The following is a 26,914-nucleotide window of genomic DNA, read 5'->3' as shown; positions in this document are numbered from 1 at the left end:
TTCAGGGATGATGATAACAAATGCGCGTCTTTCATATACTCAGACGTGCATTCTGTAGAAGAGTTCAGTTTATTTTAAAAAAAATCACTATCGGAGGTGACGTATGCCGTTATTAGATAGCTTTACTGTCGACCATACCCGTATGGAAGCACCTGCAGTTCGCGTGGCGAAGACCATGCACACCCCGCACGGCGACACGATCACCGTCTTCGATCTGCGTTTCTGTGTGCCGAATAAAGAAGTGATGCCAGAGAAAGGCATTCATACCCTGGAACACCTGTTCGCGGGTTTCATGCGTGACCACCTGAACGGCAACGGCGTTGAGATCATCGATATCTCCCCGATGGGCTGCCGTACCGGTTTCTACATGAGCCTGATTGGCCAGCCTGAAGAGAAACGCGTTGCCGATGCGTGGAAAGCGGCGATGGAAGACGTGCTGAAAGTGAAAGAGCAGAACCAGATCCCTGAGCTGAACGTTTACCAGTGCGGCACTTACCAGATGCACTCTCTGGAAGAAGCGCAGGAGATCGCGCGTCACATCATCGAGCGTGACGTTCGCGTGAACAGCAACGAAGAGCTGGCCCTGCCAAAAGAAAAACTGCAGGAACTGCACATCTAGTGCACCTTTTCCCTCTCCCTCAGGGAGAGGGTAGGGTGAGGGTGGTTTAACCCCATGACCACAACCGCAACCTTCTCCTTTACCCATCGTCCCCTCGTTCCGTTTGCCCATGATTACGTTCACGGCGACAGCGAGCCGTGGCATCAGCACGACTGCGCGCAGCTGCTGCACAGCCTGACTGGCGTGGTGCGGGTCGATACTGCATCAGGATGTTGGGTTGTTCCTCCCGGGCGCGGCGTCTGGCTACCGGCGAGGACACAGCACTCGCTTCGTATCACCGGCAACGTCGCAGCGCGAACGTTGTTCATCGATCCGCTGGCGCGCGCCGATCTCCCGGCGACCTGTCAGATCGTGCAGATCTCACCGCTGTTGCGCGAGCTGATCCTTACCTCCCTGACGCTGCCGGAATCTTACGCACCCGGTAGCCGCGATGAACGGGTTTATGAGCTGATCCTCGATGAAATTCGTCTCATGCCGGCACTGCCGTTTTACCTTCCCGAGCCGGAAAGTGAAGCGCTGCGCCACCTCTGCCAGCAGATTCGACAGTCCTCGGGAGAAAGCTGGAGCAGTGCGCAGGCCGCAGACATTGTAGGGATGAGCGAACGCACGCTGAACCGCCATTTTCAGCAGCAGACGGGCGTGAGCTATAGCGAGTGGGTGAGAAGGGCGCGACTGCTGGAAGCTTTAGTACGGCTGGCGCAGGGCCAGCCGGTATTACGCGTGGCGCTGGATCTGGGTTATGGCAGCCACAGCGCCTTTACGGCGATGTTCCGCCGGGTGATGGGAACTTCACCCAGCGATTACTTTAAGAACGACTGACGGCGTTAAGCAGCGCCTGAAGCGACGCGCGCGCCACGTCGCTGTCGATGCCCACGCCCCAGCGGCTGGTACCGTCCTGGAACAGACAGCGAATATAGGCCACCGAGCGGCTGTCGCTGCGTTCGCCTAACGTATGTTCGTGATAATCCTTAATCACAAACGGCGCGTTAACCCAGCGGCTTAAGCCCTGAGCGGCGGCGGAGAGCAGACCGTTGCCCTGGCCCTCCAGTTGGCGCGCTCCCCCCTGCGTATAGATGCTTGCCGTTAAGCGCAGCTGGCCGTCCTGCTGGCCGTCGCTGTGGTAGGATTGCAGCGCAAACTGCGGCGTGGTTACCAGCCCATAGCGGGTGCGGAACAGTTGCCACAGCGCATTCTGCGTCATCTCTTTTCCGTGGCTATCGGTTTCCTGTTGCACGTGCTGGCTGAAATCCTGCTGCAGGGCACGGGGCAGTTTCAGCCCATGATTTTGCTCGATAAGCCATGCGCTGCCGCTTTTTCCTGACTGGCTGTTCACGCGGATCACCGCTTCGTAGGTGCAGCCGATATCCTGCGGATCGACGGGCAGATAGGGCATCTCCCAGCGATCGTCAGGCTTACGGGCATCAAAGCCTTTTTTGATCGCGTCCTGGTGCGAGCCGGAGAAGGCGGTATACGCCAGCCGACCCGCCCACGGATGACGTGAGTGCACCGGCAGCTGGTTGCAGGCTTCCACCACTTCCACCACCCGGTTCATGTCGCTGAAATCCAGGTTCGGGCTAACGCCCTGGCTGTAAAGGTTCATCGCCAGCGTCACCAGACAGACGTTGCCCGTGCGCTCGCCGTTGCCAAACAGGCAGCCTTCAACGCGGTCTGCACCTGCCATCACTGCCAGCTCCGCGCTGGCGACGCCGGTGCCGCGGTCGTTATGCGGATGCACGCTGATGCACACGTCGCGGCGGCGGCTGAAGTGGCGGCAGAAATACTCGATCTGGTCGGCGTAGACGTTGGGCGTACTAACCTCGACGGTAGCGGGTAAGTTGATCACCATGGGCCGCGCATCGCACGGCTGCCAGATCTCCGCCACGGCTTCACAAATCTCCAGCGCAAACTCCGGCTCGGTAAAGCAGAAGGTTTCCGGGGAGTACTCGTACTGCCAGCGGGTGTCAGGGTTCTCTTCACACAGTTGACGAATCAGGCGCGTGGCGCGCGTCGCCAGCTCAACGATTTGTGCTTTTTCCATGCCGAACACCAGGCGGCGGAACAGCGGGGCGGTGGCGTTATACAGATGAACGGTGGCCTGCTTCGCGCCGCGCAGGGATTCAAAAGTGCGACGGATGAGATCTTCCCGCGCCTGCGTTAACACCTGAATCGTGACGTCATCGGGGATGCGGTTCTCTTCAATCAGCTGACGAACAAAGTTGAAATCCGTCTGCGAGGCGGAAGGAAAAGCGACCTCGATCTCTTTGAATCCGCAGCCCAGCAGCAGATCCCAGAACTGAAGCTTGCGGGCGCTGTCCATCGGCTCAGCAAGCGCCTGGTTACCGTCGCGTAAGTCGGTCGAAAGCCAGCGCGGCGCGCGGGTGATGGTCTGCTCCGGCCAGCGGCGGTCGGGCAATGAAACGGTGGGATAAGGCTGGTATTTGTCGGCGGGTGTGTTCAGCATGATGCGCTCCTGTTGTCTTTTCACTATCGTGAAGTGATTTCAGGAGCGCTGCTTTATCGAAACTGACAATCGCTGTCGCGTTCTGGACAACGCGAATTAGTGCGCCCCACCGCTGCCGCCACCGGCGCCAAACGGCGGTCTGGCAAACCACACCAGCCCCAGCAGGACGATGAAGATCCCTGCCGATATCCAGAAAATCTCGTTTGCCGAGATAATCAACCCCTGATTGGTGATCTGCTGGGCAATCCAGCCGGATGCCTGCTGCTCCGTCATCCCCATGCCCTGAAGCTGACTGTACATCTGCTGGGCGTTCGGATTGTACGGGTTCACCGCTTCGGTCAGTTGGGCGTGGTGCATCGATTCACGGTTGGTCCACAGGGTGGTGGTGATCGACGTCCCGATGGAGCCCGCCAGCGTACGGGTGAAGTTCGACAGGCTTGATGCCGCCGCCAGACGCTCAGGCGGCAGGCCAGAGAGCGTAATGGTGGTCAGCGGCATAAAGAAGCACGCCACCGCAAAGCCCTGAATGAACTGCGGCCACGCCGAGGCGCCAAAGTCCATTCCCGGCTCAAAGGTATACGCGCGCCAGTAGAAGCACACGGCGTACATGATGAAGCTGAACGTCACCAGCCGACGCATGTCGAGCTTGTGGGCGAAGCGGCCAATAATCGGCGACAGCAGTACCGGGATCACCCCAACGGGCGCCGAGGCCAGTCCCGCCCAGGTCGCGGTATAGCCATACACCTCCTGCAACAGCTGCGGCAGCAGAACAATCGCGCCGAAGTAGAGCATATAGGCGAGGCTGATACACAGGCAGCCGATGGTGAAGTTTCGCGATTTAAAGAGCGAGAGATCGACAATCGGGTTATCGTCCGTCAGCTCCCAGACAATCAGGAAGCTTATCGACACCACCGCGACAATGGTCAGGATGATGATTTCCTGCGAGTTGAACCAGTCGAGCTCTTTACCGCGGTCGAGCATAATCTGCAGGCTGCCGATGCCCAGGATCAGCAGCGCCAGCCCGATGCTGTCGATTCGCCGCTGTTCGGTGCGCGTCTCTCGTCCCCGCAGCGACTGCAGCGTCATCAATACCACGACGGCGCCAATCGGTACGTTGATAAAGAAGATCCAGCCCCAGTGGTAGTTATCGCTGATATACCCGCCCAGAATCGGTCCGCAGATAGGCGCGACGATAACGGTCATAGACCACAGCGCCAGCGCGACCGAACGTTTTGCTGGGGGGTAGTTGCTCAGCAGCAAACTCTGCGACAGCGGGATCAGCGGCCCGGCGACAATCCCCTGAATGACGCGGAAGAAAATCAGCATCGTCAGGCTGCTGGACATGCCGCACGCCCAGGAGGCAAGAACAAACGCTACCGTGGACCAGAGGAATAGCTTCACCTCACCGACGCGCTTCGCCAGCCAGCCGGTGATAGGGATGGAGATGGCGTTCGCCACCCCGAACGAGGTAATGACCCAGGTTCCCTGGCTCAGCGACGAGCCAAGGTTGCCGGCGATGGTTGGGATCGCCACGTTTGCGATGGTGGAGTCCAGCACCTGCATGAATGTCGCCAGCGACAGCGCGATGGTCATAATGACCAGCTGCGCGCCTTCCAGCGGTTTTTGCGGCTTTTGCTGTTGCATAACGCTCACCCTCGGATTAACCGGCGTTTGCCTTCACGATGTCATCGATCAGCTTGTTGACCGGATCGAGGCTAATTTCACGGGCGTTACTTTCATAAGCCGGGCTGCTACGCACCTGGCTTGCGAGGATCTGACCGTCGCGGTTAGCGGTATCGACCGTCACCAGCGTTGAGAGGCCGATACGCAGTGGGTGATCCGCCAGCTGTTTGGCATCCAGCTCGATACGCACGGGCAGACGCTGAACCACTTTGATCCAGTTACCGGTGGCGTTTTGCGCAGGGAGCAGGGAGAAGGCGCTGCCCGTCCCCATATCCAGACCCACCACTTTCCCGGTGTACTTCACGTCATCGCCGTAGATGTCGCTGACGACCGTCGCGGTCTGGCCGATACGCATATGGGCGAGCTGCGTCTCTTTAAAGTTAGCGTCTACCCACAGGTTGTCTGCCGGCACGACCGCCATCAGCGGCGTGGTCGGGCTAATCTGCGCCCCTGGCTGGACGGAACGGCGGGAGACGTAGCCGGTCATCGGGCTGACGATTTTGGTACGCTGCAGGGCAAGCCATGCGTTGCGTACTTCAGTCGCCGCCTGCTGAACGGCGGGCTGGTTTTCGAGGCTGGTGCCGAGCACCATCGCCTGGTTGGCGTTGTACTGTTGAATCGCCACGTCCAGCTGTGCCTGGGCACTGGCAACCGCGTCGCGCGCGTGCTGCAGCTCTTCACGGCCAATCAGGTTGGCGGTGCCGAGCGGTACACGGCGGTTCAGGTCGCTCTGCGCCTGCGCGAGTGCGGTTTTCTGCACGTCGATGTTGGCCTGCAGCTGTTTACTGTTGATCATCAGCTGGCGGGTCTGACGGACGCTGGAGGCCAGCGCGGTCTGGGCTTTCTCAAAGGCCTGCTGGGCGTCGGTCGGATCGAGGGTCACCAACACATCGCCTTTTTGCACAAAGTCGGTATTGTCAGCCCAGACTTTCGTCACGCTGCCCGACACCTGCGCCATAATCTGTACCTGGTTCCCTGCCACGTAGGCGTCGTCAGTCTCTTCTGCATGACGCAATACTAAAAACCAATAGATCCCATATGCCACGGCAATAATAATAAAGAGCAAGGTCAACAGAAGAAGGGCGCTCTTACGTTTGCCTTTCTTGTTGACCGGTTGCTGCGGGGTAGTGCTCTCCGCATTTGCGCTCATTGTTGTTCTCCACGATCTTCTTATTTTCACATCGGCTGAGCCGACCTGTTGTCAGAAAGGCCAGCAGTGTGACGTGCTGGCCTGTCGGTTTTCTTTTTTAAATCTGGATTGTTGAGCGTGTCGTCGCGTTAGCGCAGCGCCTCAAGAACGGCGCCGTCTTCATCCATCTGGTCCAGACGGGTGAGCAGCTTGCGAGTAATATGCTCAAGCTGGTCGCGCTCGGCAGGGCTGAGGGCAGACCACAGTTTGTGCAGGCAATTATGCTGAGGTGGCAGCACCTCGCGCAGGAACTGGTGACCTTTTTCGGTCAGTTGCAGATGCAGGCAGCGGCGATCGTTGTCGCTCTCGCGGCGCTCAATCCAGCCGCGCTTTTCCAGCTCATCGGCAATACGGGTCGCATTGGTACGGGACGATCCCAGCGCGCAGCTCAGCTCAGAAGGCTGAATACTGTGATTTTCCTGAGACTCCAGCGTAATCAACGCCATAAACAACGTCTCGTTAATCCCTTGAGCTTTCAGCATTTTATTACGATTTTCCAGCAGCTTACCCTGCATGTGCATGCACAGGCGGGTCAGCAGGATTTCCTGATACGGGAAGTCCTCATGACGACTGGCGCGGAATTTAAGCATTTGTTCAATGGGCGTAAACGAACTATCCATTTTGGGCATAACCTCATTAATTACAGCCGATATAGTAACGACAGTGACAAATAATGTAAATGAATTATTTGTGCGGTTATATCCGCCAAACGTATGTCACCATCAGAGAGCGCCGGGTAAATCCGTGACCCGGTGAGCACAGAAAGCGTAGGGTATAAACCCGCTGAAGAGAGGATGTGGGGACGGGGGTCTGAACTATTCATGCCAATTGTAGATATGTCACCCACATTAAAATTTCTGGGATAAATGATTGCGTTTACATTAACAGACTGCAGGGCCCCTTTACACCCTAAGAGGCCCAAAGCAATGTAAAACTTAGTGAATCGCCTCCTGGCGATGGTAGCCGCGCCACCATACAAGCAGGTTAAGCGCGGCGACGATTGCCCCTATCCCACACACGCCTGACCAGCCAGCATGCTGCCACGCCGATGCTGAAATTAACGACCCCGCCGCACCACCAATGAAGTAGCTGGTCATGTATCCGGCCGTCAGACGGTTACGCGCCTCGGGCTTCACGCGGTAAATCACGGTCTGGTTGGTGATATGCACGCCCTGTACGGTCAGGTCGAGCACCAGAATACCGACGATCAGCGCCAGCACCGAGACGTGTCCATACCAGATGGCTGCCCAGGAGAGCAGGAGTAAAATCAGTCCGGCTGTCGTGGTCATATGCGATTTGCCTTTATCAGCCAGCCCGCCTGCCGGGCGAGCGCCCAGTGCGCCTGCGGCACCGGCCAGGCCGAACAGTCCAATCACCCCTTCGGAATAATTGAACGGCGGCGCGGCCAGCAGGAACGCCATTGACGTCCACAGAATGCTGAAGTTAGCGAAGGTGAAGCACCCGAGAAGGGCGCGGGTACGCAGAAGCTTATCCTCGGTGAACAGGCTGAAAACCGAGGCCAGCAGTTGCGGGTAATTCAGGTGGTTTTCCTGCTTTACCTTCGGCAGCCCGCGCCACAGCGCCAGCGCCATGATGACCATCAACACGCTCGCCACCCAGTAAACGGTGCGCCAGCCGCCGAGGCTTGCCAGCAGCCCGGCAACGGTTCGCGCCAGCAGAATTCCGAGCAGCAGGCCGCTCATAATGGTGCCCACCACCTTGCCGCGTTTTTCCGGCGAGGCGAGCGTTGCGGCGAGCGGAACCAGGATTTGCGCCACCACGGAGAACAGCCCCGTTAGCGCGGTACCGACTATCATCATCGTCAGCGACTGGCTGCTGGCGGTGATCAACATGCCGCCAGCTGCCAGCAGGGTCATAGAGACGATCAGCATCCGGCGCTCAAACATATCGCCGAGCGGCACCAGGAACAGCAGCCCGGCGGCATAGCCAAGCTGTGCAGCGGTGACGATAAAGCCTGCGGAGCTGGCGGAGAGATTGAACGCGCGGGCGATGGTGTCGAGCAGAGGCTGCGCGTAATAGTTGCTGGCGACCGCCAGACCCGTTGCCACGGACATTAAAAGGATAAGTGCGGGGCTAAGCCCTTGAGTTGTTTTTGTCATTGGTTTCAGAAATCATTAGTTAAGTGATTATTTTTCCGGAAACCATAATAACCAATGATTGTGAATGTTGGGGGATTGTTACGTGCTGGATTGTGCGGTTTATGCCCCTCACCCTAACCCTCTCCCCAAAGGGGGGAGGGGTAAGGTTGTGTTGTGTTTTTACTTCTGCGCCTCAAGCGCCTCTTTCACCCAGCCGTCGAACTGCTGCTGGTGGGCTTTGATCCAGCCGTCCACGTGGCCTTTCACATCCGCTTCAGAGGATTTGCCCGCGTGCATCATCGCATTCTGGGCGTTGATGTCCGCCAGCGGCAGCTTCATCACCGAGAACAGCTTCGCCGCTGCCGGGTTTTTCTCGGCCCAGGCTTTGTTAGCCACGATGTGCATGGTGTTTACCGGGAAACCGTAGTTCATGCCGTTCGGCAGTTTGGTGTCGATATCTTTCTGCTCGCCCGGCAGGGAGGAGAACGGCACCTGCAGCCACACCACGTCTTTGCCCGGCTTCAGCACGTCGCTCACCCAGTACGGTGTCCAGGTGTAGTAGATCACCGGCTTGCCTTCCTTAAAGCGGGCAATGGTGTCGGCCATCATCGCCGAGTAGTTGCCGTGGCTTACGTCGACGGTCTTCGCCAGGTCGAAGGCTTTGTTCTGATGATTAATCACCGCTTCACAGCCCCAGCCCGGAGAACAGCCCATCATGTCCGCTTTGCCGTCGCCGTTGGTGTCGAACAGTCTGGCGATCTTCGGATCTTTCAGCTGTTCAATATTGGTGATGTGGTATTTATCCGCGGTTTTCTTGTCGATCAGATAACCCTGTGCCGCACCGGTCACGAAGGTGCCTTCGCGGTAGAATTTCTTGTCGCCACCGGCGGCGGCATACATGTCGTCATGCAGCGGCTGCCAGTTCACCGCGGTAAAGGTGGCGTCACCGGAGGCAATCGAGGTGTAGCCCACGTTGTAATCCACTTCGCTCGGGGTGTTGACCGTATAGCCCAGCTTCTCCAGCGCGCGGCTGACGATCAGGGTCTGGAAGCTCTCTTCCGAAATGGTGCTTTGCACCGGCTGCACGGTAATGCCTTTGCCCGGCAGGTCAGCGGCAAACGCGCTGGTGGAGACAAGGGTGGCAAACGCGGTAGCAAAAAGTACGCTCTGTCGCATCGTTGTTCCTTATTTTGTAAATGGGCGGGTGAGTAACCCGACGGGGCCGGTGGTATACCAGCGACGGTTGCCGCGACTGCGTGAATCACGACCGACGGCCTGGGTCAGGCGGTCAAGAATAATGGCGAGGATCACAATCCCGACGCCGCCGACGGTGGCCAGCCCCATGTCGAGACGGCCAATGCCGCGCAGCACCATCTGGCCGAGACCGCCAACGGCGATCATTGAGGCGATGACGACCATCGACAGGGCCAGCATCAGCGTCTGGTTAACGCCCGCCATGATGGTCGGCATCGCCAGCGGGAGCTGAACCTTAAACAGCATCTGGCGCGGGCTGGCGCCGAACGAGCGTGACGCTTCAATCAGGTCCGCAGGCACCTGGTTGATCCCGAGAATGGTCAGACGAATAATCGGTGGCAGGGCGAAGATAATGGTGACCACCACGCCCGGCACGTTGCCGATGCCGAACAGCATCACGATAGGCACCAGATAGACGAATGCCGGGGTGGTCTGCATCGCATCCAGCAGCGGGCGAATAATCTTCGCCGCCCGCGGGCTGCGCGCCAGCCAGATCCCCATCGGCAGGCCGATGACAATGCAAAAGAGCAGGGCGGTCAGCACCAGCGCCAGGGTGATCATCGCCTGTGACCAGGCGCCAATCGCGCCGATGGCAATCAGGGAGATGAGCGTGGCGATGCCCATACCCGCACTACCGAACTGCCAGGCGATCAGGGAGAACAGAATAATCGCTACGGGCGCGGGCATGCCCAGCATCAGCTGCTGGAAGCCGTTCAGGATATAATCCACCGGGACGCGGATCCCCTGGAAGACCGGACGGAAGTGGGTAACCACCCAGTCGATCCCCTCCGTGACCCAGCTGTCCAGCGGGATCAGCGTTTTATGAAACGGATCCATGATGTTGAAGTGTTCTGGCGCAGGCGCGGGTGCGCTGTTCAGCCAGTCTGCCGCGCCGCCACCGTCGGCGGGTGCAGGCGTGGAGCCCCACGCGTCGGCGGATTGCGCAGCGCTGTCCGCTGCCTCTGTGGTCCCCCACGGGTTAGTTTGATCGGTCATTGTTCGCCCCCTCGCGATCTAAAGCCTGCAGCAGCATCCGTTTTGAGATGATGCCGACGTACTGTTGTTCCTCACCGACGACCGGCACGGCGCACGGCGCCTGGCCGACGTGGGAGAGCAACTCGCTGAGCGGCGTTTCGGCGTCCACGGCAAGCGGAGCGTCAATTAACGCCGCATCGATGCCCTGGCTTTCGCTAAGCGCGGTTTTCAGGGAGTCGATGGAGACAACGCCGACAAACTTATTGCCGCGTTCAACCAGATAACCGTATTCACGGTCTTCATCCTGCAGCAGCTTCAGCGCCGAGCGCGGGCCGAAGCCTGGGGTTTTACGGATAATGCCGTTCGGGGTTCGGCGGGCAATATCTTTGGCGCTAAACACCTGGCTAATATCCACGCCGCGGAAGAAGGTACGGACATAATCATTTGCCGGATTATTGAGAATTTCATCCGGCGTGCCGACCTGCACCACTTCGCCATTTTGCATAATGGCAATTCGGTCGCCAATACGCATGGCTTCATCTAAATCGTGGGAAATAAAGACAATAGTTCGCTGATGTCTGGCCTGTAATTTTACCAGCTCATCCTGCATCTCTGTGCGAATTAACGGATCGAGGGCCGAGAAGGCTTCATCCATTAATAATATGTCTGGATTGATGGCTAACGCGCGGGCTAATCCCACGCGCTGACGCATCCCCCCGGAAAGTTCATCCGGGTACGCATGCGCATAATTCTCCAGCCCGACCTGACGCAGGGCATCAAGGGCTTTTTCCTGACGTTCCTGAGCGGGCGTACCGGCTAATTCCATGCCGAAGGCGGTATTATCCAGCACCGTCATGTGCGGCATCAGCGCGAATGACTGAAACACCATTGCGATCTTCTTTCTGCGCACCTCGCGAAGCTCTGCGTCTGATATTCTGGCGATATCCACGCCGTCAATCAGCACCTGTCCGCGGGTGGGTTCAATCAGGCGATTGAGAAGGCGAACCATAGTGGATTTACCCGAACCGGATAACCCCATGATGACAAAAATCTCGCCTTCTTCAATGGCCAGACTGGCGTCTTTAACGCCAAGCGATAGCCCGGTTTTTTCCAGAATTTGCTCTTTCGAAAGGCCTTTCTCAATATATTTGAATGCGCGCTGTGGATGCTCGCCAAATACTTTATAAAGATTTTTCACTTCTAATTTAATTGCCATGCAATAGAGAGTGTCCTGTTATTTGTTTATGTCGATATGATTACCATGGTAAATTGTTAACGGGCATAACCCTAACATACTGAGAATCTGAGACAACCCTGAGTCCGCCATTAGCGTGAATTTTGCCACAAGCGAAACGGCTGAATTTCCCATGAATAAAGGGCTGAGGGCGGATTGAATTTTTCTCAATTTTTTGCTGCTGCATCGGGAAATTTCGCCTGAATCGGTGTGATTCAGGCGAATATGACGAGGAAATTACAGTGTAGCGCCTGGTGAAATAGTGATATGGAAATAATGAGATTTATATTTAATTAATGAACGTTAATTCATACATTAAAAATCCCAGTCCTCATCTTCCGTCTCCACCGCTTTACCCATCACGTACGACGATCCGGACCCGGAGAAGAAATCGTGATTTTCGTCCGCATTGGGCGACAGCGCCGCGAGGATTGCCGGGTTTACCTCCGCCATCTCCGGCGGGAATAGCGCGTCGTAGCCCAGGTTCATCAGCGCCTTATTGGCGTTGTAGCAGAGGAACGCTTTTACGTCCTCCTCCCAGCCCGTTCCGGCGTACAGCTCTTCGGTATAGCTCAGCTCGTTGTCGTACAGATCCATCAGCAAATCGAGGGCGAAACCTTTGAGTTCCTCGCGTTTTTCCGGGCTGACTTTCTCCAGCCCTTTCTGATACTTATAGCCGATATAATACCCGTGCACCGCCTCGTCACGAATGATGAGGCGAATCAAATCGGCGGTGTTGGTGAGCTTGCCCCGGCTCGACCAGTACATGGGCAGCCAGAAGCCGGAATAGAAGAGGAAGGATTCCAGGAACACGCTGGCGATCTTCTTCTTCAGCGGCTCGTCTGCGCGGTAATATTCCAGCACCAGCTCCGCCTTGCGCTGCAATGACTCGCTCTCTTCACTCCATGCGTAGGCCGCGTCCACGTCTCTGGTCTGGCACAGCGTTGAGAAAATCGAGCTGTAGGAGCGGGCATGTACCGCCTCCATAAAGCTGATGTTCGACATCACCGCCTCTTCGTGCGGCGTCAGCGCGTCGCTCATCAGTGCGGGCGCACCGACGGTGTTTTGAATGGTATCCAGCAGCGTCAGGCCGGTAAAGACGCGGATCGTCAGCTGCTGTTCGGCGTGGCTCAGCGTCTGCCAGGCAGGGATATCGTTGGAGAGCGGCACCTTTTCCGGCAGCCAGAAGTTGCTGGTCAGGCGGTTCCACACCTCCAGGTCTTTATCGTCCTGGATTTTGTTCCAGTTAACGGCACTCACGCGTGACAGTTTCATCCTTTCTCCTTACAGCGCGCAGGACACGCAGCCTTCGATTTCGGTGCCTTCCAGCGCAAGCTGGCGCAGGCGAATGTAGTAGAGCGTCTTAATGCCTTTCTTCCAGGCGTAGATCTGCGCTCTGTTGATATCCCGCGTGGTGGCGGTGTCCGGGAAGAAGAGCGTCAGCGACAATCCCTGATCCACATGCTTCGTGGCCTCGGCGTAGGTATCGATGATTTTCTCCGGGCCGATCTCGTAAGCATCCTGATACAGGGCCAGATTCTCGTTGGTCATAAACGGGGCAGGGTAGTAAACGCGTCCGGTTTTGCCTTCCTTACGAATTTCAATCTTCGACACGATCGGGTGGATGCTCGACGTGGCGTGGTTGATGTAGGAAATCGAACCGGTTGGCGGCACGGCCTGCAGGTTTTGGTTATAAATGCCGTAGCGCATCACGTCGTCACGCAGCTGCTGCCACATCTCGCGCGTCGGCAGAACGATCCCCGCGCGAGCAAACAGTTCGCGCACTTTTTCGGTTTTCGGCTGCCAGTCGCCTTCCAGATACTGGCTGAAATACGCCCCGCTGGCATAGCGCGACTGCTCAAAGCCCGCGAACCGCTGGTTGCGTTCGCGCGCCAGCATCATCGAGGTATGCAACGCATGCCAGGTGATGGTGTAGAAATAAAGATTAGTGAAATCCAGCCCCTCCGGACTGCCGTAGGCGATACCCTCGCGCGCCAGATACCCGTGCAGGTTCATCTGCCCGAGGCCGATGGCGTGGGACGCGGCGTTGCCCGCTTCAACAGACGGCACGCTGCGGATATGGCTCATGTCCGACACCGCCGTCAGCCCGCGAATGGCGGTCTCCACCGTGCGGCCAAAATCCGGCGAATCCATGGTGTGGGCAATATTCAGCGAGCCGAGGTTACAGGAGATATCTTTGCCGATCTCCGCGTAGTCCAGGTTCTCGTCGTAAGCGGAGGCGCTGTTGACCTGCAAAATCTCCGAGCACAGGTTGCTCATGTTGATGCGTCCGGCAATCGGGTTGGCGCGGTTTACCGTGTCCTCAAACATGATGTACGGATAGCCGGACTCAAACTGAATTTCGGCCAGCGTCTGGAAGAAATCGCGGGCGTTGATGGTTTTTTTGCGAATGCGATCGTCGGCCACCAGCTCGTCATAAAGTTCGCTGATAGCCACGTCGCCAAAGGCTTTGCCGTAAATTCGCTCCACGTCATACGGCGAGAAGAGCGCCATGTCGGCATTCTCTTTGGCGAGCTTAAAGGTGATGTCCGGGATCGTCACGCCGAGCGACAGGGTTTTGATGCGGATTTTTTCATCGGCGTTTTCGCGCCTGGTATCGAGAAAACGCAGAATGTCCGGGTGGTGCGCGTGCAGGTAAACCGCCCCCGCGCCCTGGCGTGCGCCAAGCTGGTTGGCATAGGAGAACGCGTCCTCCAGCATCTTCATCACCGGGATCACGCCGGAGGACTGATTTTCAATGCGCTTGATCGGCGCGCCCGCTTCACGCAGGTTCGAGAGCAGAAACGCCACGCCGCCGCCGCGTTTGGAAAGCTGCAGCGCCGAGTTCACCGCGCGGCCAATCGACTCCATATTGTCTTCGATACGCAGCAGGAAGCAGGAGACCAGCTCGCCGCGCTGGGCCTTACCGCAGTTGAGAAACGTCGGCGTGGCGGGCTGGAAGCGGCCGGAGAGGATCTCTTCCGTCAGCCGTTCTGCCAGCGCTTCATCGCCCTGGGCCAGCGTCAGCGCCACCATCACGGTACGATCCTCAAAGCTTTCCAGGTAGCGTTTGCCGTCGAAGGTTTTCAGGGTGTAGCTGGTGTAGAACTTCCACGCGCCGAGAAAGGTCTGGAAACGAAAACCGCTGGCATGGGCGCGTTCAAACAGCGTCACCACGAAGGCGCGGTCGTAGCGGGTCAGCACGCGCTCCTCGTAATAACCTTCATTAACCAGATAGTCGAGACGTTCCTGCTGGCTGCCAAAAGCGACGCTGTTCGGACGGACGTGGGCGGCGAAAAAGGCCTCTACCGCCTCGCGATCTTTGCCAAACTGAATATGCCCCTCCCGGTCATAGAGGTTTAGCATCGCATTTAATGCGTGGTAGTCCGGCGTTGCCTGAATTACCCGTTCTGCGGTTGTCGTTGCCAAAATTCGTTCACTCCTTTACGCACGTTTTCGACGTCCAGCTGTGTCCCCATCAGTTCAAAACGATAGAGATACGGCACGCCGCATTTTTGAGAGATGACATCCCCGGCGCGGCCAAAGGCGTCGCCGAAATTGCGATTCCCCGCCGCGATCACGCCGCGGATTAGCCCGCGGTTATGAGGATCGTTCAGAAAGCGGATCACCTGGCGAGGCACAGCCCCCGCCGTCCCGCCGCCGCCATAGCTGGGCACCACCAGAATGTAAGGTTCGTCTACCTGAATACGCTCCCGCTCGTTGAGCGGAATGCGTATCGCGGGTAGCCCGAGACGCTCAATAAAGCGGAGCGTGTTTTCCGAGCTGCTGGAGAAGAAGACCAGCCCACTCATGCACGGGCGGCCTGAGCGCTCAGGCGGTTAATCATGTCCGGGCGAAAGCCTGACCAGCTTGTCTCACCGGCAATCACCACCGGAAGCTGGCGGAAACCCCGTTCGCGCAGAGTATCTGCGGCCTCGGGTACCAGGTCGATATTTACCATCTCAAACGCCACGCCGCGGCTCTCCATCGCCCGTTTTGTGGCGTGGCACTGAACACAATCGTTACGAGTGTAAATAATAATGCTCATGATTCGTATTTCCATTTAGAATGAGAAAACGGCGCGAGTTAACGCGTCATAGGGTGTGTGTCTTTCTAAAGGGAATACTAGATGTAGTTGATGAAAGATTCAACCATACAAGATATGGGAAATTTAGATTGATATTGCCTGAGTGATGAGCACAACGGGGCAGGGCGGGCTGTACGGGTATTTCAGGCTTACAGGCATAAAAAAGCCCCGGCGCCTGAGGCCACCGGGGTTGAGAACGGGTGCTTACTTACGCAGGCTGAGCAGGGCTCCGACAAAAATGCCGACCGCCGCGACCGTTCCCAGCGTACACAGTGGTTTTTCACGCACGAAGGTGGTTGCGCAGCTGGCCATGTCACAGGCAGCCTGCGTGGCGCGTGAACGTCCGTTCATACGGGCGCGGGTTTCACGGAGCAGAGACTGAGCCTTACGTTTCGCGGCATCTGCTTCATCCTTTGCATCGGAACCCCAGGATTTCAGCACTTCCTCCAGCGTGTCCGCTAATTGGCTGACATCATTACGAATATCCTGCGCGTCGTCGTTAATATCGTTTCGGTTCGGTCTGTTAAACATACGATCCTCCGTAATTTTGTGTTCCCGTTTAGTTTAGTTCAGAAATTTAATACCTGAAGCGCATCACGCGTTATCCGGCAGTTTATGGACTATTCTGAAAGCCCTGCTAATGCTGATTACTGTAAGGTTGCCGGGCAGGAAAAGATAACGAGGAAAAGATATGTATTTACGACCTGACGAGGTGGCACGCGTTCTTGAAAAAGAGGGATTCACCATGGATGAGGTGACGCCAAAAGCGTATGGATATCGCCGAGGCGAGAATTATGTGTATGTTAATCGTGAAGCCAGGATGGGACGTACCGCACTCATTATTCACCCGACGCTGAAAGACAGAAGTCTGTCATTTGCTGAACCTGCCTCGGATATTAAAACCTGCGATCATTATCAGCAATTTCCGCTCTATTTAGGCGGTGAACGGCATGAGCATTATGGTATTCCGCACGGTTTCAGCTCGCGTATGGCGCTGGAGCGGTTTCTTAAGGGATTGTTTGGCGACGTACAGTAAAACTGCGACTGGCTTTCGCCAGTCGCTTCACATTATGCTTTTACCTGGCTGTACTGGCTGACCTTAAACAGACGGCGGCAGTAGTCGAGAAAATAGCCGTATACCGCACCCATCAGCATTGATACCACGATATTCGAACTGACCGCTGCGGCGATCTGGTGCCAGTCTGCGCCTACCGTCAGGAGAATAGCGACATAAACCGGAGACTGGAACGTAACGTACGCCAGCACGTCGGCCAGGTTTTTCATCCAGCCTGCCGGGCTAATACGGCGCGCGAAACGCATGACCGCATCGCGGTATAACCCGTAAGGCCAGGCGATAATAATATTGACCGGGATCGCCACCAGACGAGACGAAAGTGACTGCTCGAAGGTCATTCCGGAGAGGAATATTTCAATCAGCATGTTCACAACGGAACAGTAGACAACCATCGCGAAAGTATCCGCCACCGCGTGGCGCAGGCGAGATTGCGGCGAGAACATGTCTGAACTCCTTGAGAAGAACGCAGTAGAATCGGTTTTCCTTCAGCGATTAGTGCTTTAGGTTGGTTTGTTTGACGTGTATAGCGTATATCTCTGTGTTTGAACTAACAACTAGTGATTAATTTTTATTTAATCGCCTTTTGTCCACAAAATTCTCTAAAAATGATTGTTTTTTGCCCGGTTCGTTATAATCTGTCTCTGATAAGGTGTTTTTTATATAAATCAACAGGTTAATTCCTTTGCTTCTGAAGCGGAAATCCGCTCTCCTGATGGGAGAGCAGTGTGCTGAGATTTGGATTAAAATTGACCATTTATATTGATGCGGTGATTAGATCCGCCTGCTTTCCACAAACGCTATACGCTATTATTAACGGCGATATTTAAATATATTTACAATTATGTCCATACAGACCTCTGGGTAGATATTTCAAATGAAATGAATTATTCTGTGCCCGATTTATCTATTTACCCCAAAGAAAAGGTTTTCAAATAATATGTCTTTGACGTTACAGAATCTTAATAATATCCGAACCCTGCGCGCGATGGCGCGTGAATTATCGCTGGACGTTCTTGAGGAAATGCTGGAAAAAGTCAGGGTCGTTACTGAAGAGAAACGCAATGAGCTGGCGGAATTAGAGCAGCAGCGCGCTGAACAGCAGGAAAAAATTAATACCCTGCTGGAACTGATGAAAGCCGATGGTATTTCTCCGACTGACCTGCTGGGTTCAGACCTGGCGCAGGCGGGTAAACCGGTTAAAAAGCGTAAACCGCGTGAAGCGAAATACCGCTTTATTGACCAGAACGGTGAAGAGAAAACGTGGACCGGTCAGGGCCGCACGCCGAAGCCTATTGCCAGCGCGCTGGCAAACGGTAAATCACTGGATGATTTTCTGATCTAATCCGCAGGCCGGGCGGAATATTCCGCCCGGTTGTTTGTTCAGCAGACGCCGAAATCGCCTTCTTCGGTATAGAGCGCCAGGTCTGCGGCCTTGAGGGTATATTTTTCACCCTGCTCATTGCTGGCCTGTACCGCCACCACGCTTTCACCGTTCACTTCAAGCACCTTCAGCTTTGGGCCGCCTTTACGCGGTTGCACATAATCACCAACAGAAAACATATGACCTCCTCATTGTTTTAGCGATCTTCACCTTAGCCCACGTCTGGCGGCGGGTACAGCGTAATTCATGGATTACTGCTTATGAGGTACGCCGGTTCCATGGCATCACCTTCAACAGCCGCGCCATGCCGCAAAACCCCGTCAGACCAGCGAATAGCAGCCCGGCACCCACAAAACCGCTCAGCAGGAAAAAGCCCTCAGAGACGCTGTAGCCCAGCACTACGCCGCAGAGAATCAACAGCCCGGCGGCAATTTGTACCTGGCGCATCAGCGGGAGCGGCTGGGTTTTGTCTTCGATGGTCAGCAGGCCCGCCTGCTTCCAGCCCTGAATGCCACCCTCGACCACAAATGCCTGAGCGGGCCCGGCGGCCTGCGCAAGGCGGCCAGCGTTCCCTGCAGTACGGGCGCCGGACTGGCAGTGGAAAATCACCGTTTCACCAGCCCTCGCGTTAAGCCCGCCGGGTAGCGTATCCAGCGGCACCGACTGTGCCCCGGCAATATGCTCGCGGGCATATTCGTCGGCATCACGAATGTCGATCAGTCTCGCCCCCTCAGCCACGCGGGCGTGGGCCTGTTGCGGGGTAATCAGTGGAAGTGACATAGCGGCTCCTTACGGGCAATAAAGGGTTTTCAGGGTGCTGATGAGCTGATGCACCGCATCGTTTTTAATGAAATAGAGAATGCGCTGCGCCTCGCGGGTGCTGTCGATAAGCCCTTCCTCACGCATACGCGCCAGATGCTGCGACGTGGCGGAGGGGCTAAGCCCCGTGGCGCGCGCCAGATCGCCTGCGCTGGTGCCTGGTGCGCCACATAATGTGCACAGGATCAGCAGCCGACGCGGATTGCTCATCGCTTTCAAAAGGGCGGCGGCCTGCCCGGCGCTGGCCTGAAGTTGTTCGAGTTCGGTCATTTTAGTTTAGTGTTTGCTTAATTAAGTAAATGCTAAACTAAATGCGCCTGTTAAACCAGTGTCAAAAGCGTAAAAGAGGGTAAAAGGAAGAGAGCACTATGGCATAAGCCGATAAACTGGCTACGCTTAGAGTAGATACTCTTTTTATTTTCAACTGGTTAGCTTGCAGGGAGTCTTTATGGGTTTTTGGCGTATTGTCTTTACGATTATTCTTCCTCCACTGGGCGTACTGCTTGGCAAAGGGTTTGGCTGGGCGTTTATCCTGAATATTCTTCTGACCCTACTGGGCTACATTCCTGGTCTTATCCACGCGTTTTGGGTCCAGACCAAAAGCTAAGCGCGCCACAGTAAATCGCTATAGATGCTCGTCAGCACGCCCGCTGGACCAAACTGCTGTTTGATCCAGCGCGTCACCTGACCGGTCGCCGCATGCTGCGTGGCAAGCAGCATGCGCGAGTCCTGACGCGGGTTGTTGATGCGCCGCGTTATCAGTAGCCCATCCTCCACCGCCTCCCTCGCCATGTATTCCGGCAAAAAACCAATCCCTTCCCCCAGAATCTGACACTGGCACTTGGTGTTGAAATCCGGCACCAGAATGGCCTCCTGCCCGTGCAGCAGCCAGCCGACCTTCTTGTTAATGGTATGCGCGGTATCTTCCACCATGATATTGGGGTACAGGCGCAGCTGGCTTTCCGCTATCGGTTCGGGAACAAAGGCGAGAGGATGTTCCGGTGCGATGGCAAAGACCCAGCGAATGGCGCCGATTTCGGTGTAATCAATCCCGCCGCCGTCGAGCAGGGTGTCCGGCGCGCCAATCGCGATATTGGCCTGATTGTTGATGATCGAATCCCATACGCCGTTATACACCTCGGTCGTCACCGTGATCTGGCAGGTGGGAAACTGCTTTTTCAGCACCTGAAGCAGCCTGGCGGTATGGCGCGGCGTATACAAGAGCTGATTAATGCAGATGCGCACCCGCGCCTCGATGCCCTGTGAAATGGTATCGATCCCGCGCTTGATGGCGTGGAAGTCGTTCAGCAGGTCGGTGGCCTTGCGGTAAAAGTAAAACCCGGATTCGGTCAGCTCAATGCTGCGGGTGTTGCGCACAAACAGCACCACGTCCAGCCCGGTCTCCATGCGCTTAATGGTGTAACTGATGGCGGAGGTCGTCACGCCCAGCTCGGCGGCGGCTTTGCTGAAGCTGCCGAAGCGCGCCGCGGTGGTGAAGGCCAGCAGGTTCTCTTCGGTAAAGATGGAATTCATATCTCACTCCCTTCAGCCATCAGTTTTGAACATATTTTAACAACACTGTTACAACGCATTTGAAGCCGATCACAGTTCTGACTATTTGACGCAGGCCGCGCTCAGCAAGGCTTCATCAGACATAAGCATAATGCAGGCTGCAGCGCTAAAACGCGGTGAAACATAAGAAAAAGGTTGCACAGACGCACGTTTTAGCCAGACTGTTGAATTTACCTCAACAATGAATTGACTGTCGATGAATCCTTTTTAAGCGGATTCTTTTATGACCAGGCTGTTGCTATTCTCAGGTCAACAGAAATAAAAACATCAGGAGTCTGAATATGTCTGCAACTGAACTCGTTACTGAATTTCTGCTGGCGGCAGAGGAGGGCAATAGTGATGCGCTAAAAGCCTGTCTGGAGAAAGGCGTGGATATTAACACCACCAACCGCCAGAAAAGAACCGCCATTATTATTGCCAGCCTGAAAAAGCATTATTCCTGCGTAGAGTTATTAATTGCCGCCGGGGCGGATATTGATAAACAGGATCAGACCTGCTTTAACCCCTTCCTGATTAGCTGCCTGACAAACGATTTAACCCTGCTGCGCATTGTCCTTCCGGCAAATCCGGATCTCGACCGCCTGACGCGCTTCGGCGGCGTGGGCATTACCCCTGCCAGTGAAAAAGGGCACGTGGAGATCGTCCGCGAACTGCTGGAAAAAACCGATATTAACGTCAACCACACCAACTTTGTCGGCTGGACGCCGCTGCTGGAAGCCATCGTGCTGAATGACGGCGGCGCAAAGCAGCAGGAAATTGTGAAGCTGCTGCTGGACCACGGCGCGAACCCGCACATGACTGATAAATACGGTAAAACCCCGCTCGAACTGGCGCGGGAAAAAGGCTTCGATGCAATAGCCGACCTGCTGCTGGCGGCGGGCGCATAACGTATTCGGCCAGCCTTTCCCGTCTGGCCGTAAATTCAAACAGTATTTTTACCGACGTGCATTCTGCACGACGGCGGCCCCCTTTTATCCGCATTCAGGAGAAAACAATGCCAACCAAAATCGTCATAAAAAAGAATACGTACTTTGATTCGGTGTCATTGATGTCCGTTTCCACCAAAGCCAATAAATTACCGGGCGTCGAGCAGGCGTTTGTCGCCATGGCGACGGAAATGAACAAAGGCGTATTAAAAAATCTTGGGCTATTAATGCCGGAATTAGCGGACGCCAAAAACGGCGACCTGATGATCGTGATTAAAGGCGACGCGGCAAATGATGAAACCCTGGCCGCTATTGAGGCGTTATTCACGCGTAAAGAGAGCGCAGGTACCCATGAAGCGCGCTACGCCACGATTGCCAGCGCCAAAACCCATCGCCCGGACAGCAACCTTGCGGTGATTTCTGTCAACGGCACCTTCGCCGCCCGCGAAGCCCGCCAGGCATTGGAAAACGATCTTAACGTCATGCTCTTTTCCGATAACGTGTCGCTCGACGACGAGCTGGCGCTGAAGCAGCTGGCGCACCAGAAAGGGCTGCTGATGATGGGGCCGGACTGCGGCACCGCCGTCATCAACGGCGCGGGATTGTGCTTCGCCAACGCGGTGCGCCGCGGGCCGATTGGTATCGTCGGCGCCTCTGGCACCGGTAGCCAGGAGCTGAGCGTGCGCATCCATGAATTCGGCGGCGGCGTGTCGCAGCTGATCGGCACCGGCGGGCGCGATCTCAGCGAGAAAATCGGCGGCCTGATGATGCTCGATGCTATCGATATGCTGGAAGCCGACGAGAGCACCCAGGTCATCGCGCTGATCTCCAAGCCGCCGGCCCCTGCCGTGGCGGAGAAGGTACTGGCCCGGGCGCGCGCCTGCCGCAAGCCGGTGGTTGTCTGCTTCCTTGGCCGCAGCGAACCGCCCGCCGATGAAGACGGCCTGCAGTTTGCCCGCGGCACCAAAGAGGCGGCTCTGAAGGCGGTCCTGCTTACCGGCATCAAAAAAGAGTCCCTGGACCTGCATCCGCTCAACTGGCCTTTGATTGAAGAGGTGCGCGCCCGCCTGACCCCGCAGCAGAAGTACATTCGTGGCCTGTTCTGCGGCGGCACCCTGTGCGACGAGGCGATGTTCGCGGCGCTTGCGAAATTCGACGACGTCTACAGCAACATCCAGCCGGATCCGGCCAGGCGTCTGAAAGACATCAGCGTTAGCCAGGCCCACACCTTCCTCGACTTCGGCGACGACGACTTCACCAACGGCAAGCCGCACCCGATGATCGACCCGACCAACCGCATCAGCCGCCTGCTGCAGGAGGCGCGCGATCCGGAGGTGGGCGTGATCGTGATGGACTTCGTGCTCGGCTTCGGCGCGCACGAGGATCCGGTCGGCGTGATGCTCGACGCTATCAAAGAGGCGCAGGCCATCGCGAAGGCCGATAACCGTCCGCTGGAGATCCTCGGCTATGTGCTCGGCACTGACCAGGATCCGCAGTCGCTGGCACAGCAGTGCCAGCTGCTGACCGACGCAGGCGTCATCTGGGCCAGCAGCAGCACCAATACCGGATTACTGGCACGCGAATTTGTCTGCAAAGGGGAGAAAGCATAATGACGACCTTTTTCAACCAGCCGCTGAACGTGATTAACGTTGGCATTGCGATGTTCAGCGACGATCTCAAAAAACAGCACGTTCCCGTGACCCAGCTCGACTGGACGCCGCCGGGGCAGGGCAATATGCAGGTGGTGGAGGCGCTCGACCAGCTGGCGGAAAAATCGCTGGCGGAGAAGATCGCCGCCGCGAACAACATCGCCCTTGAGCGCATTATTCAATCCCATCCGGTGCTGGTGGGCTATGACCAGGCCATTAACGTGGTGCCGGGGATGACCCGCACCACCATTCTGCACGCCGGTCCGCCCGTCTCCTGGGAGAACATGTGCGGGGCGATGAAGGGCGCGGTCACCGGCGCGCTGGTATTTGAAGGGCTGGCGACGGATCTGGAGGACGCCGCAAGGCTCGCGGCTTCAGGCGACATCACCTTCTCGCCGTGCCACGAGCACGACTGCGTGGGCTCGATGGCGGGCGTCACCTCTGCATCGATGTTTATGCACATCGTTGAGAACAAAACCTACGGCAACCGCGCGTTCACCAACCTCAGCGAGCAGATGGCGAAGATCCTGCGCATGGGCGCCAACGACCAGAGCGTGATCGACCGTCTTAACTGGATGCGCGACGTGCTCGGCCCGATGCTGCGCGACGCCATGAACATTATCGGCGAAATCGATCTGCGTCTGATGCTGGCCCAGGCGCTGCACATGGGCGACGAGTGCCACAACCGCAACAACGCGGGCACCACGCTGCTTATTCAGGCTCTGACGCCGGGGCTGATCCAGGCGGGCTATCCGGTGGCGCAGCAGCGCGAGGTGTTCGAGTTTGTCGCCAGCAGCGACTACTTCTCCGGCCCGACGTGGATGGCGATGTGTAAGGCCGCGCTGGACGCCGCCCACGGCATTGAGTACAGCACCGTTGTCACCACCATGGCGCGCAACGGCTACGAGTTCGGCCTGCGCATTTCCGGCCTGCCGGGGCAGTGGTTCACCGGCCCGGCGCAGCAGGTGATTGGCCCGATGTTCGCAGGCTATAAGCCGGAAGATTCCGGGCTGGACATCGGCGACAGCGCCATCACCGAAACCTACGGCATCGGCGGCTTTGCGATGGCGACGGCCCCGGCCATCGTTGCGCTGGTGGGCGGCACGGTGGAGGAAGCCATCGACTTCTCCCGCCAGATGCGCGAAATCACCCTCGGCGAAAACCCGAACGTCACCATTCCGCTGCTCTCGTTTATGGGCATTCCAACCGCCATCGACATTACCAGAGTCGCGGGCAGCGGCATTCTGCCGGTCATTAACACCGCCATTGCCCACAAAGACGCGGGTATCGGCATGATTGGGGCGGGCATCGTTCACCCGCCGTTTAGCTGTTTTGAAAAGGCGCTGTTGACCTTCCGCGATCGCTACTTTTTATAAGGCATGCATCCATGAAAAACATGAAACTGGAGTGGAAAAGAGGTGACTGGGCGGCATATTTCGGGTTGATGACCAACAACCTGACCAATTTGCTGACCATGATGGGGCTGCTCATTTTTGTCGTCGGCATCCCGAAGGAGATTGTTTATGGACGCATCGCGCCGGCCTTCGGGCTGGCGGTGCTGGTGGCGAGTATCTGCTACGCCTGGTTTGGCCTGCAGATGGCGCGCGCCACTGGACGAACGGACGTCACCGCGCTGCCGTCCGGCCCGAGCGCGCCGTCGATTTTCACCGTAACCTTCCTGGTGCTGATGCCGGTCTACCAGCAGACCGGCGATGCGGAGTTCGCGATCCAGATCGGTCTGGTGTGGTGCTTTGTGGAAGCGATGATCCTGGCTGGCGGCTCGTTTTTAGGGGAAACCATCCGCAAGATGATCCCGCGCACCGTGCTGCTGTCGTGCCTGTCCGGGCTTGGCCTGCTGCTGCTGGCGATGAACCCGATGCTGCAGGCGTTCGAAGCGCCTACCGTGTCGTTCATCGTCCTGCTGCTGATCTTCATTAACTGGTTTGGCAAAAAGCCGATTTTCGCCAAAATCCCGACCGGCCTGCTGCTGCTGATAGCCGGTACCGCACTGGCCTGGATCTCCGGCCTGCAGAGCCCGGAAGCCATTAAAGCGTCCATGTCCTCCTTCGGCTTTAACCCGCCGGAAGTGCACGTGAACAGCTTTATGCAGGGGCTGCCGCACGCGCTGCCGTACCTGGCATCCGCCGTACCGCTGGGGCTTGCGAACTACATCTTTGACCTGGAGAACATCGAAAGCGCCCACGCGGCGGGGGATGAATACCCGACGCGTAAGGTGATGCTGGCGAACGGCCTGGCCTCCATGCTCGGCTGCCTGATGGGGAACCCGTTCCCGGTGACGGTTTACGTCGGCCACCCCGGATGGAAAGCGATGGGGGCCAGCATCGGCTACACGCTGGCCTCCGGCGTGACCATGTTCATCGTGCCGCTGTTCGGGCTGGGGGCGTTTATGCTCGCCATCATACCGATGACCGCCATCGTGCCGATTCTGGTGTTTATCGGCGTCGTGACGGCCAACCAGGTGGTGAGGGAAACGCCCAAAGTGGAGGTGCCGGTGATCTTCATCTGCCTGTTCCCGTGGATCGCCAACTGGGCGCTGACCATGATGAACAGCGTGATGGGGGCGGCAGGCACCAGCGCAGCGAAAATCGGCAGCGACGTGCTGCACAGCAAGGGCATCTACTACGAGGGGTTAGTGCATCTCGGCAACGGCGCGCCGCTTGCCAGCATGCTCTGGGGGTGTATCGCCATCTTCGCCATCATCAACAAACCGCTGCGCGGGGCCGTTGCGGCTGCGGGCGGGGCGCTGCTGGCGTTGTTTGGCGTGATCCACGCCCCGGTGGTGGGCTTTGCCGAAGGCAGTTCGCTGATGTTCGTCACCGCGTATCTGATGATGGGTGGCATGTTTGTGGTGAAGCATTTCCTTGATAGCCGGGAAGTTGCGAGCGCTGGAGTTACTGTTGCGAAGGAACACGTATGAAAGAGCTTATGGTCGTCGCCATCGGCGGCAACAGCATTATCAAAGATAACGCCAGCCAGTCGGTTGAACATCAGGCGCAGGCGGTGAAAGCGGTGGCCGAGTCGGTTCTGGAGATGCTGGCCTCCGACTATGACATCGTCCTCACCCATGGCAACGGCCCGCAGGTGGGGCTGGATCTGCGCCGCGCCGAAATCGCCCACGAGCGGGAAGGGCTGCCGCTGACGCCGCTGGCAAACTGCGTGGCGGATACCCAGGGCGGCATTGGCTACCTGATCCAGCAGGCGCTCAATAACCGTCTGGCCGCGCGCGGGGAGCAAAAAGCGGTCACGGTCGTCACGCAGGTGGAGGTGAATAAAAACGATCCCGGCTTTACGCACCCGACGAAACCGATCGGCGCGTTCTTCAGCGAGGCGCAGCGCGACGCGCTGCAGCTCGCGCACCCGGACTGGCATTTTGTTGAGGACTCGGGCCGGGGCTATCGCCGCGTGGTGGCTTCGCCGCAGCCGCTGCGGATTGTCGAGGCGGATGCCATCAAGACGCTGACCCAAAAAGGGTACGTGGTGATCGGCGCGGGTGGGGGCGGAATTCCGGTCGTGCGCAGCGAAGAGGGAGATTATCAGAGCGTCGACGCGGTGATTGATAAAGATCTCTCCACCGCGCTGCTGGCGCGCGAGATCCACGCCGACGTACTGGTGATTACCACTGGCGTGGAGAAAGTGTGCGTTAACTTCGGCAAGCCGAACCAGCAGGTGCTGGACACGGTAAACGTGGCGCAGATGATGCGCTACATGGACGAAGGCCACTTCCCGGCGGGCAGCATGCTGCCCAAAATCGTCGCCTCGCTGGAATTTTTAAAGCACGGCGGCAGGCGTGTTGTCATCACCTCGCCGGACTGCCTGGCCGCCGCGCTTCGCGGGGAAACCGGCACCCATATTGTTAATGAAGGAAGATAA

At 57.2% G+C, this 26,914-nt stretch carries 28 protein-coding genes; 10 read left to right on the top strand and 18 right to left on the bottom strand.

Going from position 1 to position 26,914, the window contains the following annotated elements:
• Positions 1-103 precede the first annotated feature (103 nt).
• Positions 104-619, top strand: a complete 516-nt coding sequence (gene luxS, locus MX657_RS17555) for an S-ribosylhomocysteine lyase (protein WP_008499539.1) — start codon at positions 104-106, stop codon at positions 617-619.
• 54 nt (positions 620-673) lie between these two features.
• Positions 674-1,438: an AraC family transcriptional regulator gene (locus MX657_RS17550; protein WP_346806254.1), complete on the top strand. Its 765-nt coding sequence runs from the start codon at positions 674-676 to the stop codon at positions 1,436-1,438.
• On the opposite strand, the gene leuA is transcribed toward MX657_RS17550, so the two are convergent.
• The 13 genes from leuA to MX657_RS17485 form a co-directional block, all read right to left on the bottom strand.
• Entirely contained in the window at positions 1,425-3,080 is a 1,656-nt protein-coding gene (leuA, locus tag MX657_RS17545) for a 2-isopropylmalate synthase (RefSeq protein ID WP_346806253.1), read from the bottom strand. The genes MX657_RS17550 and leuA overlap by 14 nt on opposite strands.
• A 96-nt stretch (positions 3,081-3,176) precedes the next feature.
• Complete coding sequence (emrB, locus tag MX657_RS17540) at positions 3,177-4,724, bottom strand: multidrug efflux MFS transporter permease subunit EmrB (protein ID WP_346806252.1); 1,548 nt, start codon at positions 4,722-4,724, stop codon at positions 3,177-3,179.
• Between the two features lie 16 nt (positions 4,725-4,740).
• Positions 4,741-5,913, bottom strand: coding sequence for a multidrug efflux MFS transporter periplasmic adaptor subunit EmrA (emrA, locus tag MX657_RS17535; protein ID WP_346806251.1), 1,173 nt, complete (start codon positions 5,911-5,913; stop codon positions 4,741-4,743).
• Between the two features lie 128 nt (positions 5,914-6,041).
• On the bottom strand, positions 6,042-6,572 hold the full coding sequence (gene mprA, locus MX657_RS17530; protein ID WP_080330267.1) for a transcriptional repressor MprA: 531 nt from the start codon (positions 6,570-6,572) through the stop codon (positions 6,042-6,044).
• A gap of 315 nt (positions 6,573-6,887) precedes the next feature.
• On the bottom strand, positions 6,888-8,072 hold the full coding sequence (locus tag MX657_RS17525) for an MFS transporter (protein WP_346806250.1): 1,185 nt from the start codon (positions 8,070-8,072) through the stop codon (positions 6,888-6,890).
• A 159-nt stretch (positions 8,073-8,231) separates the two neighbouring features.
• Positions 8,232-9,227: a glycine betaine/L-proline ABC transporter substrate-binding protein ProX gene (proX, locus tag MX657_RS17520; protein WP_139784221.1), complete on the bottom strand. Its 996-nt coding sequence runs from the start codon at positions 9,225-9,227 to the stop codon at positions 8,232-8,234.
• A 9-nt stretch (positions 9,228-9,236) separates the two neighbouring features.
• Entirely contained in the window at positions 9,237-10,301 is a 1,065-nt protein-coding gene (proW, locus tag MX657_RS17515; RefSeq protein WP_119916181.1) for a glycine betaine/L-proline ABC transporter permease ProW, read from the bottom strand.
• Positions 10,285-11,496 carry a glycine betaine/L-proline ABC transporter ATP-binding protein ProV gene (gene proV, locus MX657_RS17510; RefSeq protein WP_080330193.1) on the bottom strand — a complete coding sequence of 404 codons (1,212 nt, stop codon included), beginning with the start codon at positions 11,494-11,496 and terminating at the stop codon, positions 10,285-10,287. Before proV ends, proW begins: the two co-directional genes overlap by 17 nt.
• Positions 11,497-11,829: 333 nt before the next feature.
• Positions 11,830-12,789, bottom strand: a complete 960-nt coding sequence (gene nrdF, locus MX657_RS17505; RefSeq protein ID WP_265195567.1) for a class 1b ribonucleoside-diphosphate reductase subunit beta — start codon at positions 12,787-12,789, stop codon at positions 11,830-11,832.
• 9 nt (positions 12,790-12,798) lie between these two features.
• Positions 12,799-14,943, bottom strand: a complete 2,145-nt coding sequence (nrdE, locus tag MX657_RS17500; RefSeq protein ID WP_346806249.1) for a class 1b ribonucleoside-diphosphate reductase subunit alpha — start codon at positions 14,941-14,943, stop codon at positions 12,799-12,801.
• Positions 14,916-15,326 carry a class Ib ribonucleoside-diphosphate reductase assembly flavoprotein NrdI gene (nrdI, locus tag MX657_RS17495; RefSeq protein WP_219366381.1) on the bottom strand — a complete coding sequence of 137 codons (411 nt, stop codon included), beginning with the start codon at positions 15,324-15,326 and terminating at the stop codon, positions 14,916-14,918. The genes nrdE and nrdI overlap by 28 nt, the downstream gene beginning before the upstream one ends.
• Positions 15,323-15,562, bottom strand: coding sequence for a glutaredoxin-like protein NrdH (gene nrdH, locus MX657_RS17490; protein WP_080330196.1), 240 nt, complete (start codon positions 15,560-15,562; stop codon positions 15,323-15,325). Before nrdH ends, nrdI begins: the two co-directional genes overlap by 4 nt.
• A gap of 243 nt (positions 15,563-15,805) precedes the next feature.
• On the bottom strand, positions 15,806-16,132 hold the full coding sequence (locus tag MX657_RS17485) for a DUF883 domain-containing protein (RefSeq protein WP_023308924.1): 327 nt from the start codon (positions 16,130-16,132) through the stop codon (positions 15,806-15,808).
• Between the two features lie 160 nt (positions 16,133-16,292).
• Between MX657_RS17485 and MX657_RS17480 the strand changes: the two genes are divergently transcribed.
• On the top strand, positions 16,293-16,637 hold the full coding sequence (locus MX657_RS17480; protein ID WP_023308923.1) for a DUF2002 family protein: 345 nt from the start codon (positions 16,293-16,295) through the stop codon (positions 16,635-16,637).
• Between the two features lie 32 nt (positions 16,638-16,669).
• Here MX657_RS17480 and alaE read toward each other — a convergent pair whose 3' ends face one another.
• Positions 16,670-17,119, bottom strand: a complete 450-nt coding sequence (alaE, locus tag MX657_RS17475) for an L-alanine exporter AlaE (protein ID WP_080330197.1) — start codon at positions 17,117-17,119, stop codon at positions 16,670-16,672.
• 494 nt (positions 17,120-17,613) lie between these two features.
• Between alaE and stpA the strand changes: the two genes are divergently transcribed.
• Positions 17,614-18,018: a DNA-binding protein StpA gene (stpA, locus tag MX657_RS17470; protein WP_080330198.1), complete on the top strand. Its 405-nt coding sequence runs from the start codon at positions 17,614-17,616 to the stop codon at positions 18,016-18,018.
• A 38-nt stretch (positions 18,019-18,056) separates the two neighbouring features.
• Here stpA and MX657_RS17465 read toward each other — a convergent pair whose 3' ends face one another.
• The 3 genes from MX657_RS17465 to MX657_RS17455 form a co-directional block, all read right to left on the bottom strand.
• On the bottom strand, positions 18,057-18,236 hold the full coding sequence (locus MX657_RS17465; protein WP_080330199.1) for a hypothetical protein: 180 nt from the start codon (positions 18,234-18,236) through the stop codon (positions 18,057-18,059).
• Positions 18,237-18,315: 79 nt separating this feature from the next.
• Positions 18,316-18,837: a rhodanese family protein gene (locus tag MX657_RS17460; RefSeq protein WP_119916174.1), complete on the bottom strand. Its 522-nt coding sequence runs from the start codon at positions 18,835-18,837 to the stop codon at positions 18,316-18,318.
• 9 nt (positions 18,838-18,846) lie between these two features.
• Positions 18,847-19,146 (bottom strand): ArsR/SmtB family transcription factor, encoded by a 300-nt coding sequence (locus MX657_RS17455; RefSeq protein ID WP_080330201.1) that lies wholly within the window; start codon positions 19,144-19,146, stop codon positions 18,847-18,849.
• A 178-nt stretch (positions 19,147-19,324) separates the two neighbouring features.
• Between MX657_RS17455 and MX657_RS17450 the strand changes: the two genes are divergently transcribed.
• The gene (locus MX657_RS17450) at positions 19,325-19,483 is read left to right on the top strand and encodes a YqaE/Pmp3 family membrane protein (protein ID WP_014884952.1); all 159 of its coding nucleotides are present in this window, start codon (positions 19,325-19,327) and stop codon (positions 19,481-19,483) included.
• On the opposite strand, the gene MX657_RS17445 is transcribed toward MX657_RS17450, so the two are convergent.
• Positions 19,480-20,409 (bottom strand): LysR substrate-binding domain-containing protein, encoded by a 930-nt coding sequence (locus MX657_RS17445; protein ID WP_217480492.1) that lies wholly within the window; start codon positions 20,407-20,409, stop codon positions 19,480-19,482. The two genes, MX657_RS17450 and MX657_RS17445, sit on opposite strands and share 4 nt — an antisense overlap.
• 320 nt (positions 20,410-20,729) lie before the next feature.
• On the opposite strand from MX657_RS17445, the gene MX657_RS17440 reads away from it, so the two are divergent.
• From MX657_RS17440 to MX657_RS17420, 5 genes are all read left to right on the top strand, one after another.
• Positions 20,730-21,335, top strand: a complete 606-nt coding sequence (locus MX657_RS17440) for an ankyrin repeat domain-containing protein (RefSeq protein WP_218727220.1) — start codon at positions 20,730-20,732, stop codon at positions 21,333-21,335.
• Positions 21,336-21,442: 107 nt separating this feature from the next.
• Positions 21,443-22,984 (top strand): acyl-CoA synthetase FdrA, encoded by a 1,542-nt coding sequence (gene fdrA / locus MX657_RS17435; RefSeq protein ID WP_346806248.1) that lies wholly within the window; start codon positions 21,443-21,445, stop codon positions 22,982-22,984.
• Complete coding sequence (locus MX657_RS17430; RefSeq protein WP_346806247.1) at positions 22,984-24,399, top strand: DUF1116 domain-containing protein; 1,416 nt, start codon at positions 22,984-22,986, stop codon at positions 24,397-24,399. The genes fdrA and MX657_RS17430 overlap by 1 nt, the downstream gene beginning before the upstream one ends.
• Positions 24,400-24,410: 11 nt before the next feature.
• Complete coding sequence (locus MX657_RS17425; protein ID WP_346806246.1) at positions 24,411-25,961, top strand: xanthine permease; 1,551 nt, start codon at positions 24,411-24,413, stop codon at positions 25,959-25,961.
• The gene (locus MX657_RS17420; protein ID WP_119916168.1) at positions 25,958-26,914 is read left to right on the top strand and encodes a carbamate kinase family protein; all 957 of its coding nucleotides are present in this window, start codon (positions 25,958-25,960) and stop codon (positions 26,912-26,914) included. Before MX657_RS17425 ends, MX657_RS17420 begins: the two co-directional genes overlap by 4 nt.

The sequence above is a fragment of the Enterobacter chuandaensis genome (assembly GCF_039718975.1).
Taxonomy (GTDB): Bacteria; Pseudomonadota; Gammaproteobacteria; order Enterobacterales; family Enterobacteriaceae; genus Enterobacter; species Enterobacter chuandaensis.
The sequence above is the reverse complement of the archived record's forward strand: the minus strand, read 5'-3'. Positions and strand labels throughout refer to the sequence as shown.